Source organism: Marinactinospora rubrisoli, assembly GCF_042664915.1.
Taxonomy (GTDB): Bacteria; Actinomycetota; Actinomycetes; order Streptosporangiales; family Streptosporangiaceae; genus Marinitenerispora; species Marinitenerispora rubrisoli.
Genome location: NZ_JBHTBH010000004.1, coordinates 73,884 through 90,193 on the forward strand (window position 1 = coordinate 73,884; position 16,310 = coordinate 90,193).

General features: G+C 72.7%; 11 protein-coding genes. 4 read left to right on the forward strand and 7 right to left on the reverse strand.

Annotated features, from left to right (window positions below):
• Positions 1–243: 243 nt before the first annotated feature.
• The 3 genes from murJ (ACFQRF_RS09400) to ACFQRF_RS09410 form a co-directional block, all read right to left on the reverse strand.
• Positions 244–2,028, reverse strand: coding sequence for a murein biosynthesis integral membrane protein MurJ (gene murJ, locus ACFQRF_RS09400; RefSeq protein WP_379870989.1), 1,785 nt, complete (start codon positions 2,026–2,028; stop codon positions 244–246).
• Positions 2,029–2,318: 290 nt separating this feature from the next.
• Positions 2,319–4,052, reverse strand: coding sequence for a murein biosynthesis integral membrane protein MurJ (murJ, locus tag ACFQRF_RS09405; RefSeq protein WP_379870544.1), 1,734 nt, complete (start codon positions 4,050–4,052; stop codon positions 2,319–2,321).
• A 157-nt stretch (positions 4,053–4,209) separates the two neighbouring features.
• Entirely contained in the window at positions 4,210–6,693 is a 2,484-nt protein-coding gene (locus ACFQRF_RS09410) for a DUF6049 family protein (RefSeq protein WP_379870545.1), read from the reverse strand.
• A 499-nt stretch (positions 6,694–7,192) separates the two neighbouring features.
• Here ACFQRF_RS09410 and ACFQRF_RS09415 point away from each other — a divergent pair, with 499 nt between their 5' ends.
• Both ACFQRF_RS09415 and ACFQRF_RS09420 read left to right on the forward strand, forming a co-directional pair.
• The gene (locus ACFQRF_RS09415; RefSeq protein WP_379870547.1) at positions 7,193–8,686 is read left to right on the forward strand and encodes a CCA tRNA nucleotidyltransferase; all 1,494 of its coding nucleotides are present in this window, start codon (positions 7,193–7,195) and stop codon (positions 8,684–8,686) included.
• A 391-nt stretch (positions 8,687–9,077) separates the two neighbouring features.
• Entirely contained in the window at positions 9,078–9,230 is a 153-nt protein-coding gene (locus tag ACFQRF_RS09420) for a hypothetical protein (RefSeq protein ID WP_379870548.1), read from the forward strand.
• A gap of 296 nt (positions 9,231–9,526) precedes the next feature.
• Here the strand turns inward: ACFQRF_RS09420 and ACFQRF_RS09425 are convergent, their stop codons facing one another.
• Positions 9,527–10,168, reverse strand: a complete 642-nt coding sequence (locus ACFQRF_RS09425; RefSeq protein WP_379870550.1) for a LysE family translocator — start codon at positions 10,166–10,168, stop codon at positions 9,527–9,529.
• Between the two features lie 252 nt (positions 10,169–10,420).
• Here ACFQRF_RS09425 and ACFQRF_RS09430 point away from each other — a divergent pair, with 252 nt between their 5' ends.
• On the forward strand, positions 10,421–11,908 hold the full coding sequence (locus ACFQRF_RS09430; protein ID WP_379870990.1) for an AlkA N-terminal domain-containing protein: 1,488 nt from the start codon (positions 10,421–10,423) through the stop codon (positions 11,906–11,908).
• Between the two features lie 5 nt (positions 11,909–11,913).
• Complete coding sequence (locus tag ACFQRF_RS09435) at positions 11,914–12,525, forward strand: methylated-DNA--[protein]-cysteine S-methyltransferase (RefSeq protein ID WP_379870551.1); 612 nt, start codon at positions 11,914–11,916, stop codon at positions 12,523–12,525.
• Positions 12,526–12,579: 54 nt separating this feature from the next.
• On the opposite strand, the gene ACFQRF_RS09440 is transcribed toward ACFQRF_RS09435, so the two are convergent.
• The 3 genes from ACFQRF_RS09440 to ACFQRF_RS09450 all read right to left on the reverse strand — a co-directional run bounded on the left by ACFQRF_RS09440 (position 12,580) and on the right by ACFQRF_RS09450 (position 15,804).
• Positions 12,580–13,128 carry a GNAT family N-acetyltransferase gene (locus ACFQRF_RS09440; RefSeq protein ID WP_379870553.1) on the reverse strand — a complete coding sequence of 183 codons (549 nt, stop codon included), beginning with the start codon at positions 13,126–13,128 and terminating at the stop codon, positions 12,580–12,582.
• An 84-nt stretch (positions 13,129–13,212) separates the two neighbouring features.
• The gene (locus ACFQRF_RS09445) at positions 13,213–14,517 is read right to left on the reverse strand and encodes an MFS transporter (protein ID WP_379870554.1); all 1,305 of its coding nucleotides are present in this window, start codon (positions 14,515–14,517) and stop codon (positions 13,213–13,215) included.
• A gap of 207 nt (positions 14,518–14,724) precedes the next feature.
• On the reverse strand, positions 14,725–15,804 hold the full coding sequence (locus ACFQRF_RS09450; protein ID WP_379870556.1) for an inositol-3-phosphate synthase: 1,080 nt from the start codon (positions 15,802–15,804) through the stop codon (positions 14,725–14,727).
• Between the last annotated feature and the right edge of the window lie 506 nt (positions 15,805–16,310).

Here is a 16,310-nt window from a genome sequence, read left to right on the forward strand (position 1 = left end):
AGGGCTGGGCAGCATGGGTGGGAGGTACGGCGGGGTGCATCGTGCCGACCGCCATGCACTGCTCAGCCATGTCGCCTGTCCCCAACCTCCCTTCGGGCAGCTCAGAAAAATGGGGGCGATGCGGCAGAGAATTGCCGTTCCATGCTAGGACGCTTGACGCACGCCTCCGGAGGACAAACGATTCCGACTTCACCTGCACGGCCATCCTTTCGCTGGTTACCCACGGTCATGCGTTCCTGGTGATCAGCGGCGTAGCAGCCGGGTGCGGACCATGTCAAGGAAGGTTGTGACTTCCGTCACACCACAACGTTTGGCGACCAGGATGAACAGCACCGCACCTCCGGCGCCGCCGACCGCCATTGAGAGCAGCGACGACCACACGACTCCGGGAAGCAGATCGAACGCCAGCACCATCGCGATGCCGAAGAGCGCACTCGGGATCGTAGCCACGTGCAGCAGGACCAGGGTGCGCAGGGTGCGGCGGCCGTCCAGGCCGTTCAGCGGCCGGCGCAGCATCCACCAGGCGAGGATCGCGCCGACGATGTAGTACAGGCCGTACGCCACCGGAAGGCCGATCACGACCCGCTCCGGCGGCGCCAGGAACAGCAGCGCGATCGCCGTCACCGCGTGCGCGACCTCCGCCGGGATCGCGATCAGCGACGGGGTGCGGGTGTCACCGAGCGCGTAGAAGACCCGCATGAGCAACTGGAACAGCGTGAACGGGATGAGCATCACGGCGAAGACCATGAGAATGAGCCCGATGCCGCGCGCGTCCTCCACCGACGTGCTGCCTCGCGCGTAGACCAGCACGCAGAACGGGATGGCGAACACCATCAGCGCGATCGAGATCGGCACGATGAGCACCGCGGACAGCCGGAATCCGCGGGAGAAGTCCGAGCGGACCAGGTCCTTGCGCCCTTCGGCCACGTGCGCGCTCATCCGCGGCAACAGCGCGGTGATCACCGAGACGGCGATGATCGCGTACGGGAGCTGGAACAGCTGTGAGGCGTACTGGTAGGCGGTGATGCCCGCGCCCGACGCCGACCCGCCGATCTCGGCCGCGCGGACCCCGGCGCGGGTCGCCACGTTGGTGGTCACCAGCAGCCCCGCCTGCGCGATGCCGATGTAGACCATCATCCACGAGGCCGTGCGCAGCGCCTCGCCGAGGCCGGAGCCGCGCAGGTCCAGCCGCGGCCGCCACCGGAACCCGGCCGCCGCCAGCGACCAGACCAGCACCGCGCACTGCGCGAGCTGCCCGGCGGTGGTGCCCAGGCCCAGCAGCGTCAGATCCGACCGGGTGACCGAGTCCGGGGTGCTGCCCGGCCCGGCCACCACCAGGAAGAGCACACCGACCGAGATGATGGCGATGTTGTTGAGCACCGGGGCCCACATCGGCGCGCCGAATCGGTTCCGGCTGTTCAGCATCGCGCTGGCGATGCCGCTCACCCCGATGAAGAAGATCTGAGCCAGCAGGAAGCGGGCGAGCGTCACCGCCACCTCGTGCTGGGCGGTGGCGAACTCGCCGGCGTACAGCCGGATCAGCCACTCCGCCGCCAGAATCGCCACCACGCTGAGCAGGAAGAGCGCCACGACGACGACGGTGAACAGGCGCTGCTCGGTGGCGGCGCCACCGTCGGGGTCGAGCTTCTTGCGCTTGACCAGGAAGGGCACGAACACGCTGGCCAGCAGCCCGCCGATCAGCAGGTCGTAGACGGCGAACGGCACCATGTTCGCGGTCTGATAGGCGTCGCCGAGCAGCTGCGTGCCCAGCGCCGCGGCCAGCACCACGGTCCGGATGAAGCCGGTGGCGCGCGAGACGACGGTGCCGACCGCCATGATGGCGCTGGACCGCATGAGGTCGGCCGGCGCGCTGTGGGCGGCCCCGCCGATCTCGTTGCCCTCTTCGCCCGGGCGGTCGGCGGTGCCGAGGTCCCCGACGTCACTGGGGTCCCGGCGCGGGACGAGGCCGGGCTCGGGGGCGCCGGGCGGCTCGGCGCGCTCGACGGCGTCCAGCACCTCCTCGGGCATGAGGAGGCGCCGCGGGCGGCGAGGGGCGGCGGCCGGGTCGGCGGTGGCGGAGTCGGCGGTGGGACGGGGGGTCCGGGGATGGTTCGACACCGTGTGCATCTTCCTCTTGTGGCCCACGGCGCCGTGTCGCGGGGGCAGGGAGGATCAACGGCGCCGATGTCGGCGGGGCCCGGAACGGCCCGGGTGCTGCGGAGCGGGTGGAATCGTTCAGCTGCTGGCCGCCGGTGGCGGGTGCGCCATGCTACGGCGCACCCGCGTTCGCCTGAGGTGCCGGACGACGCGGAGAACCGCTAGCCGCGCCGCAGCACGCGGGCGCGCACGAGGTCCGTCACCGACCGCAGCTCCTGGATCCGCAGCAGCCACGCGAAGAGCACGAACAGCAGCGCGCCCGCCAGGCAGCCGACGACCGGGGCGCCGATGTTCGTGACCAGCCCGTCACCGAACCGGCCCGTGAAGAACCACAGAATCCCGGCACCGGCGACGGCGCTCGGAACCGCGGCCAAGTGCAGCCGCAACAATGTGCCAACGACCCGCCGCCCGTCAAGCCCGCCGAGGCGGCGGCTGAGCACGAAGCCCGCGATGAGCAGGCCCGAAACGTATGACGTCATGAAGCCGGCCGCGACGCCGACCACCACCTGGTCGGGCGGCAGCAGCAGGTAGGCGGTGGCGGCCAGCAGGCCGTGCACCGCGACGTTGGCGATGCTGATCAGCGCCGGGGTGCGGGTGTCGCTCATGGCGTAGAACACCCGGAGCATGAGCTGGAAGATGGTGAACGGCACCAGGCCGAGCGCCATCACCGCGAGCACCACGCCGATGTTGCGGGCGTCATCGACCGAGGTGTTGCCACGGGCGAACACCAGCACCGACAACTGGGTGGCGTACAGCGCGATCGCCACCGCCAGCGGCACCAGCACCAGGGCCGACACCCGGAGCGTGCGCGAGAAGCCGTCACGGACCTCGTCCCAGCGGCCGTCGGCGGCATGCCCGCTCATCTGCGGCAGCAGCACGGTGATGAGCGAGACCGCGATGATCGCGTACGGCAACTGGAAGAGCTGGTAGGCGTAGTTGTAGGCGGTGATGCCCGCGCCCACGGCGGCGCCGCTCTCGACGCTGGCCACACCGGCGCGGGTGGCGATGTTCGTGGTGATGAGGAAGCCGAGCTGCGTCATGCAGGTGTAGAGGAACATCCAGCCGGCGGTGCGCAGCGCCTCGCCGAGGCCGGAGCCGCGCAGGTCCAGCCGCGGCCGCCACCGGAACCCGGAGCGCCACAGCGAGCCCAGCAGCACCACGGTCTGCAGCACCATGCCGCCGGTGGTGCCGAGCCCGAGCAGCGTCAGCTCGCCCTGCGAGACGGTGTCGGGCGTGCGGCCGGGACCGGCCACCCACAGGAAGGTGGCGCCGACCCCGATGATCACCAGGTTGTTCAGCACGGGCGCCCACACCGGCGAGCCGAACCGGTCACGGGTGTTCAGCATGGCGCTGACCAGCCCGCTCAGCCCGACGAAGAAGATCTGGGCGAGCAGGAAGCGGGCGAGGTAGACGGCCACCTCGGCCTGGGACGGGGCGAACTGTCCCGCGTACATCCGGATCAGCAACTCGGCCGCGGCGATCGCGACGACGGTCATCGCGCCGAGCAGCAGCACCGCGCCGGTGAACAGCCGGTTCTCGGTGGCCCGCCCGCCGTCGGCGTCGCGCTTGCGGCGCTTGACCAGGAACGGGACGATCACGCTCGCCATCAACCCGCCGATGAGCAGGTCGTTGATGATGAACGGGATCGTGTTGGCCGTGTTGTAGGCGTCGCCGAGCAACTGGGTGCCCAGCGCCGCGGCCAGCACGATGGTCCGCACGAAGCCGGTCACCCGGGAGACCATGGTGCCGACCGCCATGACGGCGCTGGACCGCAGCATTCCGCCGGCGGAACGCCGCGAGGTGGCGGCGGGAGCCGGCTCGCCGCTCGGGCGCGGCGGACTCGCCGGGCCGGCGCCCTGGTCGCTGCCGTCCGTGGTGTCGGTCGCCACCGGCATCGGCTCCTCTCGGATTCGGTTGCGTCCGCTGGCGCCTTCGCCGCCTACGCCTGGGGGTGAGGTCATGCGTCGTCCGTCTCGCTCATGGCCCCGCGGTCGGCCGGTGGGCACGGGGCGGGGGCGCGTCTCGGGCGGCGAACGCGAGGCCGGGAACGACTCAGGTCCGGGGGCCGTCCGCGGCGTCGCCGTCGGTGCGGCCCTGGTCCGAGTCGGCGCCGACCGGTTCGCCGGGCCCTCCGGCATCGGTGCGGCCGGTGGTCGCATCGCCGGTGGAGTCGGCGGGGCCGCTCTGCCACTCGCCGGACGGGCCACTGCCATTCTGCTGCATCCGGCCCCGTGCGGCGTCCCGGCCGGTGACGATGATGGTCGCGGCGTGGTACTCGGCGGGCTCGGCGTCGTCGCCGGCCGCGGCGGAATCGCCGGACGCCGCGCCGGTCTCGGCGCCGGGAGCGTCGCCGGCCTGCTCCGCCCGGCGGCGGGCCCACTTGCGCAGCGCACGGGGCGCCAGGGCGACGACCAGCACCAGAGCGGCGGCGCCGCTGATGAGCAGCGCGGTGGTGCCCATGCCGGTGACATTGACCGGGGTCAGGGTCTCCTGGGCGCTGATGGGCTCGCCGTCGGCGTTGTGCACGCTCATGTGCAGCACGGTGCGGCCGTTGACCCGGGCCGAGAGCGGGACGTAGACCGTGGTCTTGCCGCCCGGGCCGATCTCGAAGGTCTCGCGTTCGTCGTCAACGGAGAGACGTTCGGAGTTCTCGGAGAAGATCGACAGGCGCACGGTGACCGAGTGGTCCGGCAGGTCGTTGGCGACCAGGATGCCGAGCGTGCCGCTCTTACTGGCCAGAGTGACCGGTTCGCCGGGCATGACGCGCACCAGGGCGGTGGTCTCCTCCACCGCGGTCGCCAGCCGCTCACGTGCCCGGGCGATCTGGGACTCGTCGCGCCAGGCCGCCGACTCCACGCGCAGGACCGCCGGCCGGAACGGGTCGTCGTTCTCGGTGAGCACGCTGTTGAACAGCCGGATGTCCCGCCGGACCGCCTGCAGCTCGTCAAGGTGGCCGCCGGTGACCAGCGACCCGGTGCCGCGGTCGGGGAAGGTGAGACCGCGCCGCTCGTCCGCGGCGTCGGAGTCGGCCTCGACCTCGCCCAGCGCCACGGGGTCCAGCCAGGCCAGGCTGTCGGTGGCCTCCAGCAGGGATTGCGCGAGCTCCGGGCTGGGGTCCCAGTCCCGTGGCGGCGTGACGACGAGCGTCCGGTCGCCGCCGGGCTGCTCGGCGGCGATGAGCGCGGTCTCGGCGACGAACCGCTGCTGGGCGAGCGTTGCCGCGCCGGGGGCCCAGCTGTCGGTGTCGAGCGCGCGGGTGAGCCTGCTGTCCGTGAGCAGCGCGGTGCCGTTCTCGTCGTCGGGGAGCGCCAGCGGCGCGGCTCCGGTGGGCGTGTGCGTGACGTGCGCCTGTGCCGGCATCGCGGCGTCGCTGAGCAGGAAGTTCGTGGCGCCGTGCTCGGCGAGCAGGTCGCGGGTGGGGTCGTTCATGACGCCGGCGGCCGGCCAGGCGTAGTCGGGGTCGGCCGTGCGGCCGAGCGCCCGCTCGATCGTCTCGTCGCCGAGGGTCAGGGCGGCCTCGGCGTCCTTGCCGAGGTCCGCCGCGAGCAGGGCGGGCAGGTCGGCGTCGGCGTAGGGGGTGGCGATCAGGTGGGCGTCCTCGTTGCCGAGGACGGTGCGGGCCTGCGTCAGCCACGCCTGCGCGTCGGTGCTCGCCTCGCGGTCCACCAGGGCGTCCGCGGAGACGTCGGAGCCGGCCGTGTCGGGGTCGGGCAGTACCTGGTAACCGCCCTCGGCCGTGAGCCGTTCGACGTCGTCGAGCAGGGCGGGGTCCACCGCCCAGGTGATGGGCACGGCGTCGTCGGAGGGAGTGGGCGCCGCGCTGGGCTCGGCGTCGGGCTCGTCGGGGCGGCCGGCCTGCCGGACGTCGCCGGTCTGCACACCGGCCCACAGGAGGCGGCTCAGGCGGCCGTCCGTGGCGACGTCCTCGGCGAGCCCGTCGTCGACGAAGGTGTCGTCGTCGATCCGCTGCGGCTGGTCCATGAGCGGCCAGACCCAGGCGATGCGCAGCGGATCGACGTCACGCGACTGGGCCGCGTAGGGAAGGAAGGTGTGCTGGACGCCCACGCGCGAGCCCGCGCCGTCCACGGCGTCGACGGTCAGCGGGTAGACGCCGAATCCGCCCAGCCCCAGGTCCTCGGCCGGCACCTTCAGTTCGTATTCGGCCGAGGCGCCCGGAGCGAGGTCCTCCTCAAGCGTGATGGTGGGGCCGAAGGTGCGCGGCTCGCCGCCGTCGCCCTCGGCGTAGGCGGCGAGATCCGACCGGGAGGTGAAGGGCATGGTGGAGTACCGGAACCGGACGGTCACCTCCGAGAGCGGCCGTTCGGTGGTGTTGGTGATGCGGCCGGTCACCCGGACCGTGCTGCGCGTGCCGACGGCCTGAGGAGTGATCTCCTCGATGATGAGGGGCGCGGCACCGGACGGTCCGGTGGCCGCCGAGGGGTCGGCGGCGATGCTGCTCGCCGGCGCGGCGGCGGCCGCGGACTGGGCGGAAGGGCACGCGGCCAGTGCCGGTGCCAGTGCTACGGCCGTGGCCACGACCGCGCCAACATGAGCAAATCGACGCACGCCTCTGGGCTTCCGGGTCGGGTTCGACGATGGTCAGCCGCCGGCACACGGGATGACGACACGGTTCATCCCGAGCACACGGTCGACGGTCCGCAGAATACGGACACCGCCATAAGACCGCTGTGAGCCGCGGGCGAGCCGGACGGGACGGTCGTCGGCTGGACATCGCGTTCGAGTGGACAGGGCGGCACGTCGGGCCTCTCCCACGGGGACCGGACGAGCACCGCGTCGGCGTGCCACCGCCGAGGACGATCGCCGTCCGGAGAACACCGCGGGCCGATCGCGCCGGCCACGTCCGACGATACCGCTTCGGCCGCCGTCTTCCGAAGAGTTCTCGATTCGGCGGGTAGCGGTTCCGTGTCGATTCGCGCGACGAGCGGCGGCCGGAACCGCGGATGCGTCGGATCCCGGCCGGGCCGCGCGGCGGCCGATTCGCACGAGACCGCCCGGCCACCTAACCTCAGTGCCTGTGCCGAACAGTGTGTTTTCCGGGCAGGAGCCCGGCCGTTCCACCGGTGCCGCGGGCGCCGGGGCCGAGCTGACCGACGACCAGCGCACGGCGATCGGGGCGCTGCTGAGCGCGGTCGACTCCGTCACCGGCGAGTTGGGGGAGCGGTTCGCCGCCAGCGGGCACGAGCTGGCCATCGTGGGCGGACCGGTCCGCGACGCCCTGCTCGGCCGGCCGTCGCAGGACCTGGACCTCACCACCGACGCCGTCCCGCAGCGCATCCTGGAGATCGTGGACGGCTGGGCGGACGCCGTCTGGACCGTCGGGATCGACTTCGGCACCGTGGGGTTGCGCAAGGGCGGTCACCAACTGGAGATCACCACCTACCGCAGCGAGTCCTACCAGCCGAAGTCGCGCAAGCCCGAGGTGAGCTACGGCCATTCCCTGCACGCCGACCTGGAGCGCCGCGACTTCACCGTCAACGCCATGGCCGCGCGGCTGCCGGGGCACGAGTTCGTCGACCCGTTCGGTGGCCTGGCCGACCTCAGGGCCGGGCTGCTGCGCACCCCCGGACGCCCCGAGGACTCCTTCAATGACGACCCGCTGCGCATCATGCGCGCGGTGCGGTTCGCCGCCCAGCTCGGATTCACCCTCGCGCCCGAGGTCCGGGAGGCGGCGGCCGGGATGGCCGACCGGCTCACGATCGTGTCCGCCGAGCGCGTCCGTGACGAACTCACCAAGCTCATGCTCAGCCCGAACCCGCGCGTCGGCATCGAGCTCATGGTCGACCTGGGCATCGCGCGGCACGTGCTGCCCGAGGTTCCGAAACTGCGGCTGGAGATCGACGAGCACCACCGGCACAAGGACGTCTACGAGCACTCGCTGACCGTCCTGGACCAGGCCGTCGACCTGGAGCGGGCGCGCGGGATGGCGCCGGATCTCGTGCTGCGCCTGGCGGCGCTGCTGCACGACGTCGGCAAGCCCAAGACCCGCGCGTTCGAGGAGGGCGGCCGGGTCACCTTCCATCACCACGAGGTGGTGGGCGCCTCCATGAGCCGCAGCCGGCTCGGCGCCCTGCGGTTCCCCAAGGACGTGGTGACCGACGTAGGCAAGCTGGTCGCCCTGCACCTGCGGTTCCATGGGTACGGCAAGGGCGAGTGGACCGACTCCGCGGTGCGCCGGTACGCACGCGACGCGGGGCCGCTGCTGGAGCGGCTGCACGTCCTCACCCGGGCCGACTGCACCACCCGCAATCGCCGCAAGGCGGCGGCTCTGGCACGCGCCTACGACGACATCGAGCGGCGCATCGAGCGGCTGGCCGAGGAGGAGGAGCTTAACCGGATCCGGCCTGACCTCGACGGCAACGAGATCCAGGAGATCCTCGGCATCCCGCCCGGTCCGCTGGTCGGCAGGGCGTGGCGGTTCCTGCTGGAACTGCGCCTGGAGAACGGACCGATGGAGAAGGACGCCGCGGCGGAGGAGCTGCGCCGCTGGGCCCGGGAGCACGTGAAGTAGCGGCTGCGCCCGGCGCGGACGGTTCCGTCTGCCCCGGGCGGGAACCGGCCGGGGCACCGCCGCGTCTCAGGCATGCGGGCGCGGACGCGGCCCGCGTGGGCGCGGCCCGCCGGCGCGTGCCCACCGCTCACCTTCGGCAGAGAGGCAGGCAGCGCGATGGCGGACGACGGCCCCACGATCCGGACGGCTGCTCCGGGAGGCGCGAAAGCGGCGCCGGCCCCGGCTTCCCCGAAGGGACGCCCGCCCGGGCAGGGCACAGCGGCGGCCCGTTCCAGCGCGCGCCTGACCGCGGCCCGGATGCGCGCCCACCAGGCGGCCCGGCGCCGTCAGGGCCGAGGCCGGATCTGAGCTGATCCATGAACCGGGTCGCAGACCCGCAGGAGAGGCACCGGTGCACGAGAACGCGGACGAGACCAGAGACCACGGACTGCGCTTCGGGGTGATCGCCCATCGCACGGTGGCGGCCGGCGAGCAGCCGGTGCGCGGCGTGCTGCACGATCACGACGGCAGCTGGATCCTGCTGGACCACATCGACGCCGGATGACCCGGCGACACTGGTCCTCTGCCAGGCGGCGGCCTTGGTGGCCGCCGATCCGGCCCTGGGTGAGGTGTTCCGCCTTCCGGCCGGACACTACCTCGCGCGGGAGCACCCCGGGGCGCGGTGGACCTTCGGACGGCTCACTCCCACCGAGTGACCGACCGGCGGCGTCCGGAGCGGGCGCCGTACGACCGCCGCCCGTGACCGGTGAGACCGTACAGCGCACCGCGAGAACGGTATGGCGCCGAATCGATACGTCGGCGCGGCGCCATGTCGACCCGGGAAGTCGACCCGGGAATAGGTCAGGCCCGACGTCCGGTGACGGCGAACTGGGCGCCCAGGCCGATCATCACGGCCCCGGAGACGGCCCCGGTCACGGCCATCCGGCGCGGCACCCGGACGAACCACCGCCGCACGGTACCGGCCAGCAGCCCGTAGCAGGTGTCGGTGAGCACCCCGATGGTGACGGCGAGGGTGCCCAGCGCCAGCATCTGGACCGGGACCTGCCCGGCCCCCGGGTCGACGAACTGCGGGAGCACCGCCAGGAAGAACACCAGCGTCTTGGGATTCGTCGCCCCGACTACGAACCCGTCCCAGAAGGCGCGGCGCGGCCGACCGGCGGTTTCCGGCGCGGCGTCCAGCGACTCCGCCAGCCGGTGGCGGTGCCGGATCGCCTGAACTCCGAGGTAGATCAGGTACGCCGCTCCCACGAGTTTGACGGCGACGAAGAGCGGTGCGAACCGGGTGACGAGCGTGCCGAGGCCCACCGCGACCACGAGGACGGTGACCATCCCGCCGAGACCGTTGCCCAGCGCCGTCCGCACCGCCGTGCGGCGGCCCGCCACGAGGGCGCGGCTGACGACGAACAGCACGCTCGGTCCCGGGATCAGGACGATCACGAACACGGCCGCCACGAAGGCCAGTAGCGTGGTCGGTGTGGGCATGATCCCTCCTCGGTGACGCACGGAGCATAGCGAGGGGACAGCGGCCCGCGGCGCGCGGTATGTCGCTTGGCCTGCCTGCCGACACGTCGACATGACGCCACAGCGCCACGGCACCACGTCGACCTGACCGCAGGTCGCCACTCGGCTGGAGCGTGGACGTCGGCACGGTGGTGGCCGTGCTGACCAGGGCCAGGTACATGTCCGAAATCCGCCAGTACCACCCCGGGTGGATGGGTCAGGATGGGAGGCGTGATGGACGACGAGCACTGCTACCGCGCGATGAGCAGCAAGGACGGCAGGTTCGACGGCTGGTTCTACGTCGCGGTCACGAGCACCGGGATCTACTGCCGCCCGAGCTGCCCGGCGGTCACGCCCAAGCGAGAGAACACCCGCTTCTTCCCCACGGCCGCTGCGGCCCAGTCCGCCGGGTTCCGGGCCTGCAAGCGATGCCGGCCCGACGCCACGCCGGGCTCGCCGGAGTGGAACGTCCGCGCCGATGTCGTGGGCCGGGCCATGCGGATGATCGCCGACGGAGCCGTCGACCGGGACGGTGTGAGCGGCCTGGCGGCGGCGCTCGGCTACAGCGAGCGCCAGCTCCACCGGCTGCTCGTCGCGGAGGTCGGCGCGGGGCCGCTCGCGCTCGCCCGCGCGCGGCGGGCCCAGACCGCGCGGGTGCTCCTGGAGACCACCGACCTGCCGGTCTCGGAGGTCGCGTTCGGCGCGGGCTTCGCCAGCATCCGGCAGTTCAACGACACGGTGCGGGAGGTGTTCGCGCACAGCCCGACCGATCTGCGCCGGCGCGCCGGCCGGCACCGCACGGCCGGGCCGACCGGCGGGATCACGCTGCGGCTGCCATTCCGCCCGCCGATCGATCTGGACCTCATGTTCGGCTACCTGGCCGCCCGCGCCGTGCCCGGCGTGGAGGAGTACACCGACGGCCGGTACCGCCGCGTGCTCGCGCTCCCGCACTGCACCGGCGTCGTGGAGCTGTCCGGCGGGTCCGGCGCCCACGTCTGGTGCACGCTGCGGCTGGACGACATGCGAGACCTCGGCGCCGCCGTCCAGCGGTGCCGGCGGCTCCTGGACCTGGACGCCGATCCCGTGGCCGTCGACGAGCGGCTGGGCGGCCGCCCGGAGCTCGCGCCGCTCGTGGCCGCGGGCCCGGGGCGGCGGGTGCCCGGCGCCGCCGATCCCGCCGAGCTCGCGGTCCGGGCGGTGCTCGGCCAGCAGATCTCGGTCGCCGGCGCGCGTACGGTCGCTGGGCGGCTCAGCGCACGGTTCGGCAAGCCGCTGACGGCGCCCGCCGGATCGCTGACGCACGCGTTCCCGACGGCCACGGAGCTGGCCGCGGCCGATCCCGGCGACCTGCCGATGCCGGCCGCGCGGGGGAGCGCCCTGCTGGCCCTCGCCGAGGCGCTCGCCATCGGCGCCGTCGATCTCGGCCCCGGCGCGGACCGGGACGAGAGCGAGGCGCGGCTCCGCGAACTCCCCGGGATCGGCCCGTGGACCTCCGGCTACATCCGAATGCGCGCGCTGGGGGACCCCGACGTCTTTCTGCCGACCGACCTCGGCATCCGCCGCGGCCTGGAGCGGCTCGGCCTCGACGGCGCGCCCGCGGCGGCCACCGCGCTCGCCGAGTCGTGGCGACCGTGGCGGTCCTACGCCATGCAGCACGTCTGGGCGGTGCCGCGGCCGGACGCCCCCGCCGCGGCCGCCCGAGTACCAGCGACGAGGAGTTGACCGAGATGTCCACCCACGCCTACCCGTCCGCAGCGGTTCAGGACGCGCTGCCGCTACCCGTGCCGGAAACCGAGGAGGTGCCGGCGGTGGAGTTCGCCGCCCCGGCGCCGGGACCGGTCCGCTACACGCTGGAGCCGTCGCCCGTCGGCGAACTGCTGCTCACCGGCGACGGCGCCGCCCTGACCGGCCTGTACATGCGCCCCGAGAAGGGATGGGCACCGCCTCCGCCGGACTGGCGGCGCGACGACGCCCTCTTCGCCGAGACGAGGCGGCAGCTCGCCGCCTACTTCGCGGGCGAGCTGCGAGAGTTCTCGCTGCCGCTCGCCCCGAGCGGAACCCCGTTCCAGCTTCGGGTCTGGCGGGCGCTGACGACGATCCCGTACGGCCGGACCACGAGCTACGGCGAGATCGCGACCCGACTCGGCCGGCCCACCGCTTCGCGCGCCGTGGGCATGGCGAACGGCCGCAACCCGATCTCGATCATCGTGCCGTGCCACCGGGTGATCGGCGCCAATGGCTCCCTCACCGGCTACGGCGGTGGGCTGCCGCGCAAGGAGCGACTGCTCCGCCTGGAGCGCTCGCGGCACGACGCGGCGTCCGGCACCGTCGGCCGCTGACGGACGCGTCGGCACGGACCGGTCCAGCGGGCGGGCCGGCCCGGCCCCGCTCCGTCAGCGCTGGGGCGCCGCCGCTTCGCCGTGAACACTGCGACCACACGTTTCCCCGCTCTCCTGGCCCCGGGTGGACCACGGGCCGCGGCGGCCGCCATGACCGTGTCCGGTGGACGGCCACACCCGATGGGCATGGGTCCACTGTGCTCCTGGGCGGGAGAGTTTCCAGATCCACCCCAGGCGGCGCAGGCCCAGGCGGGCGGCGACCCGCTGGGAGGACGTGTTCTCCGCGGACGTGCTGTAGAACAGTCGGCGCCGGTCCTCGGCGAACTCGGTGGCCCAGTGCGCGGTCACGGACGCGGCGTGCCCACGGCCCCGGTGGCCCGGATCCACGTGGTCATCGCCGCGACTCGCCAGGTCGAGCACCTGGTCGGCGAGGGCGGGGGGCACCTCTTCGCCGACCGCGGTGGTCCGTCCGTCCTCGGCCACCCCCATGACCAGGTGGTGGCCCCCGCGAAGCCGCCCCTGCCGGTCGGTGTCCCACAGCGTCGCCATCTCGACGCGGAGGAGGTCGACGTCGCGGGGCTGCGTGCCGTGGTCCGTCTGCATGGCGGCCGAGAGTACCGAACCGGTCCACGACCGGCGATCCGCGTCCCGGGGACGGGCGCGTCCGGTCCGGCGCACTGCGCCCCGCTACCCGGCGTCCGCCGCCCTGACCGGATGGGTGGTCCGCGCGGCCCGGGCGGGCCGCAGCCACGCGGCGCTGAGGACCGCATACCCGGCCGCCATGGCGACCGCCACCGCCGCAGAGACCCCCGAAGGCGGCACCACGAGGGCGGCCACCGCGGCGGCGGCCACGAACATGGCGTTGAAGAGCATGTCGTAGCAGGAGAAGACGCGTCCCCGGTAGGCGTCGTCGACATGTCGCTGGACCAGTGTGTCGACCGAGACCTTGACCCCCTGCGCGACGATCCCGAGAGCACAGCCGGCCACCGGGAACAGCACCGGGGAGAACGGCAGCCCGAACAGCAGCAGCGCGGCGCAGCCGAACGCCAGCAGGCCGCCGATCCAGGTCTCGGTGCGGATCCGCGCGGTGGCCCACGGCGTGGCCACGGCACCGATGGCGTAGCCGGCCGCCGAGGTCGCCAGCGTGACCGAGAAACCGGCGAGACCGGCCACGCCGCCGGCCGTGAACGTGTTGTTGTACAGCAGCAGCGTCATGATGGTCGAGACGCCATAGAGGAACCGGTGCCCGCCGATGGTGGCGAGCGCCCCGGCGGCGGTCCGGCGGGCCCAGATGTGCCGGACACCGTCGGCCAAACCGGCGAGCACACCGCGGACGGCCTCGCGAACCTCGGGCGGCTCCGCGGTGAGGTCGGGGCCGAGTTCCGCGCGGCGCAGCGTCATAGCGAGCAGACCCGCCGCGGCGAAGCCGCCGCCGGCCGCCAGCAGGATCAGCGCGGTGCCTCCCGCCCCGTCGCCGCCCAGGATCCGCAGACCGGCGCCGATCCCCGCGCCGGCGAAGGCGGCGAAGGTCCCGCAACTCGGGGTGACCGCGTTGGCCATCATCAGCCGGTCCCCGGGGACCACGTGCGGCAGCGCGGCCGACAGGGCGGCGAGGAAGAACCGGTTGACACTGAGCAGGCAGAGCGCCGCGAGCAGGAACAATGGGCCGTCCGCGCCGGTGCCGACCATGACGGCGGTGAGCGCCGCGAGCACGGCCTTGACGAGCGCGGCCACCAGGAGCACCTGCCGCCGGGACCAGCGGTCGATGAAGACTCCGGCGAACGGTCCGACGACGGAGAACGGCAGCAGCAGCGCCGCGAACGCCCCGGCCACCGCCCCGGCGGTGGTGTGCTGCTCGGGGCTGAAGAAAACGTAGCCGGCCAGCCCGGCCTGGTACATCCCGTCGGCGCACTGCGAGACCAGGCGGGTGCCGAACAACCGGCGGAACCGCGGCCCCTTCAGGACGGCACGGAGATCTCCGTAGAAGGACACCCGGTAAGGGTAGGTCGGCGCGGCCGTCCTCGTCTCCGCTGGGGTTTCACGTGAAACGTGCGGGAGCTGAGACGCCGGTGCCGGCGCGGAACCCCCACCGCGCCGGCACCGGACGGCCGCACTCCGCCGCGATGACCCGCCGACGTATCGGCAGGCCGCCGGATCGGCGGTGCGATAGGGCGACGTGTCGACCGGCCGCCCCGCGATTCAGCTCTCGACCTCGCCGGCGATGAACCGCTCGACGAGGTCGTGCGCCTCGCTGTCGCTGTACTGGCGCGGCGGCGACTTCATGAAGTAGGAGGAGGCCGAGAGGATGGGGCCGCCGATTCCGCGGTCCTTCGCGATCTTGGCGGCCCGGATGGCGTCGATGATGATCCCGGCGGAGTTGGGGGAGTCCCACACCTCCAGCTTGTACTCCAGGTTCAGCGGCACGTCGCCGAACGCGCGCCCTTCCAGGCGGACGTAGGCCCACTTGCGGTCGTCCAGCCACGGCACGTGGTCGGAGGGGCCGATGTGCACGGAGCCGGCGTTCAGTTCGTGCGGGATCTGGGAGGTGACGGACTGGGTCTTGGAGACCTTCTTGGACTCCAGTCGCTCCCGCTCCAGCATGTTCTTGAAGTCCATGTTGCCGCCGAAGTTCAGCTGGTAGGTGCGGTCCACGATGACCCCGCGGTCCTCGAACAGCTTGGACAGCACTCGGTGCGTGATCGTCGCGCCGACCTGGGACTTGATGTCGTCGCCGACGATCGGCACCCCGGCGTCGGTGAACTTCCGCGCCCACTCCGGGTCGGAGGCGATGAACACCGGCAGGGCGTTCACGAAGGCGACGCCGGCGTCGATCGCGCACTGGGCGTAGAAGCGGTCGGCCTCCTCCGAGCCGACCGGGAGATAGCTCACCAGCACGTCGGCCTTCGCGGCCTTGAGGACGGCCACGACGTCCACCGCGTCCTCCGCCGACTCCTCGATCGTCTCGCGGTAGTAGCGTCCCAGACCGTCGAAGGTGGGGCCGCGCAGCACGGTGACGCCGGTGGGCGGTACGTCGCAGATGGTGACGGTGTTGTTCTCGCTGGCGGCGATCGCGTCGGCGAGGTCCTGGCCCACCTTCTTGGCGTCGACGTCGAAGGCGGCGACGAACTCGACGTCGCGCACATGGTAGGGGCCGAACTCCACGTGCATCAGCCCCGGAACACGCGCGCCGGGATCGGCGTCCCGGTAGTAGTGCACGCCCTGCACGAGTGAGGCCGCGCAGTTTCCCACGCCCACGACGGCTACGCGTACCGAACCCATTGGCCCAGCTCCTTTTCGTCTGCTGACTTCACCTGTACGGCGCGGCCGGCTGGCGCGCGCCGCGGCCGGTCAGGACGCAGGCGCGGGTCACGACGCAACCGGCCGGCCGGGGTGCCGTCGGGACACCCGGTGGGCGAAGCGTGGTGATTGCATACGGTTTGTAGGTTGTTGTACGACGTTGTACGTCGTGCACCTTATCGAAGCGGTTCTTCGCGTCCGGGGATTCCCTCGCCGACCACTCCGCCCGGACATTCGGAAGGGTGACCTCGATCACGCCCGCGTGAGCTGGTGGGACGCGCATCCGTCCGAACTTCCCCGCGACCGACGCCCGGCGGCCAGCCGACACGCCGTACGCTGGCCCAGTGGGTTCGCGGTCATCGACACGGAACGAGGGCGCCGCGCCTGCCGGTACGCTCGCGCTGGGTTGTGCTATAAGGCGGGACCGCCCTAACGTAACGATCGTTTTCGTCGCGGGCCCCACCCCCGGTGCCCCGGTGTGAACCGGG

Bases quoted from the DNA above. Each gene is read 5' to 3' on its own strand.
- ACFQRF_RS09450 (WP_379870556.1), bottom strand. From the start codon at position 15,804: ATGGGTTCGGTACGCGTAGCCGTCGTGGGCGTGGGAAACTGCGCGGCC.
- ACFQRF_RS09425 (WP_379870550.1), bottom strand. From the start codon at position 10,168: ATGCCCACACCGACCACGCTACTGGCCTTCGTGGCGGCCGTGTTCGTG.
- ACFQRF_RS09435 (WP_379870551.1), top strand. From the start codon at position 11,914: ATGTCCACCCACGCCTACCCGTCCGCAGCGGTTCAGGACGCGCTGCCG.
- ACFQRF_RS09430 (WP_379870990.1), top strand. From the start codon at position 10,421: ATGGACGACGAGCACTGCTACCGCGCGATGAGCAGCAAGGACGGCAGG.
- ACFQRF_RS09440 (WP_379870553.1), bottom strand. From the start codon at position 13,128: ATGCAGACGGACCACGGCACGCAGCCCCGCGACGTCGACCTCCTCCGC.
- murJ (WP_379870544.1), bottom strand. From the start codon at position 4,052: ATGCCGGTGGCGACCGACACCACGGACGGCAGCGACCAGGGCGCCGGC.
- murJ (WP_379870989.1), bottom strand. From the start codon at position 2,028: ATGCCCGAGGAGGTGCTGGACGCCGTCGAGCGCGCCGAGCCGCCCGGC.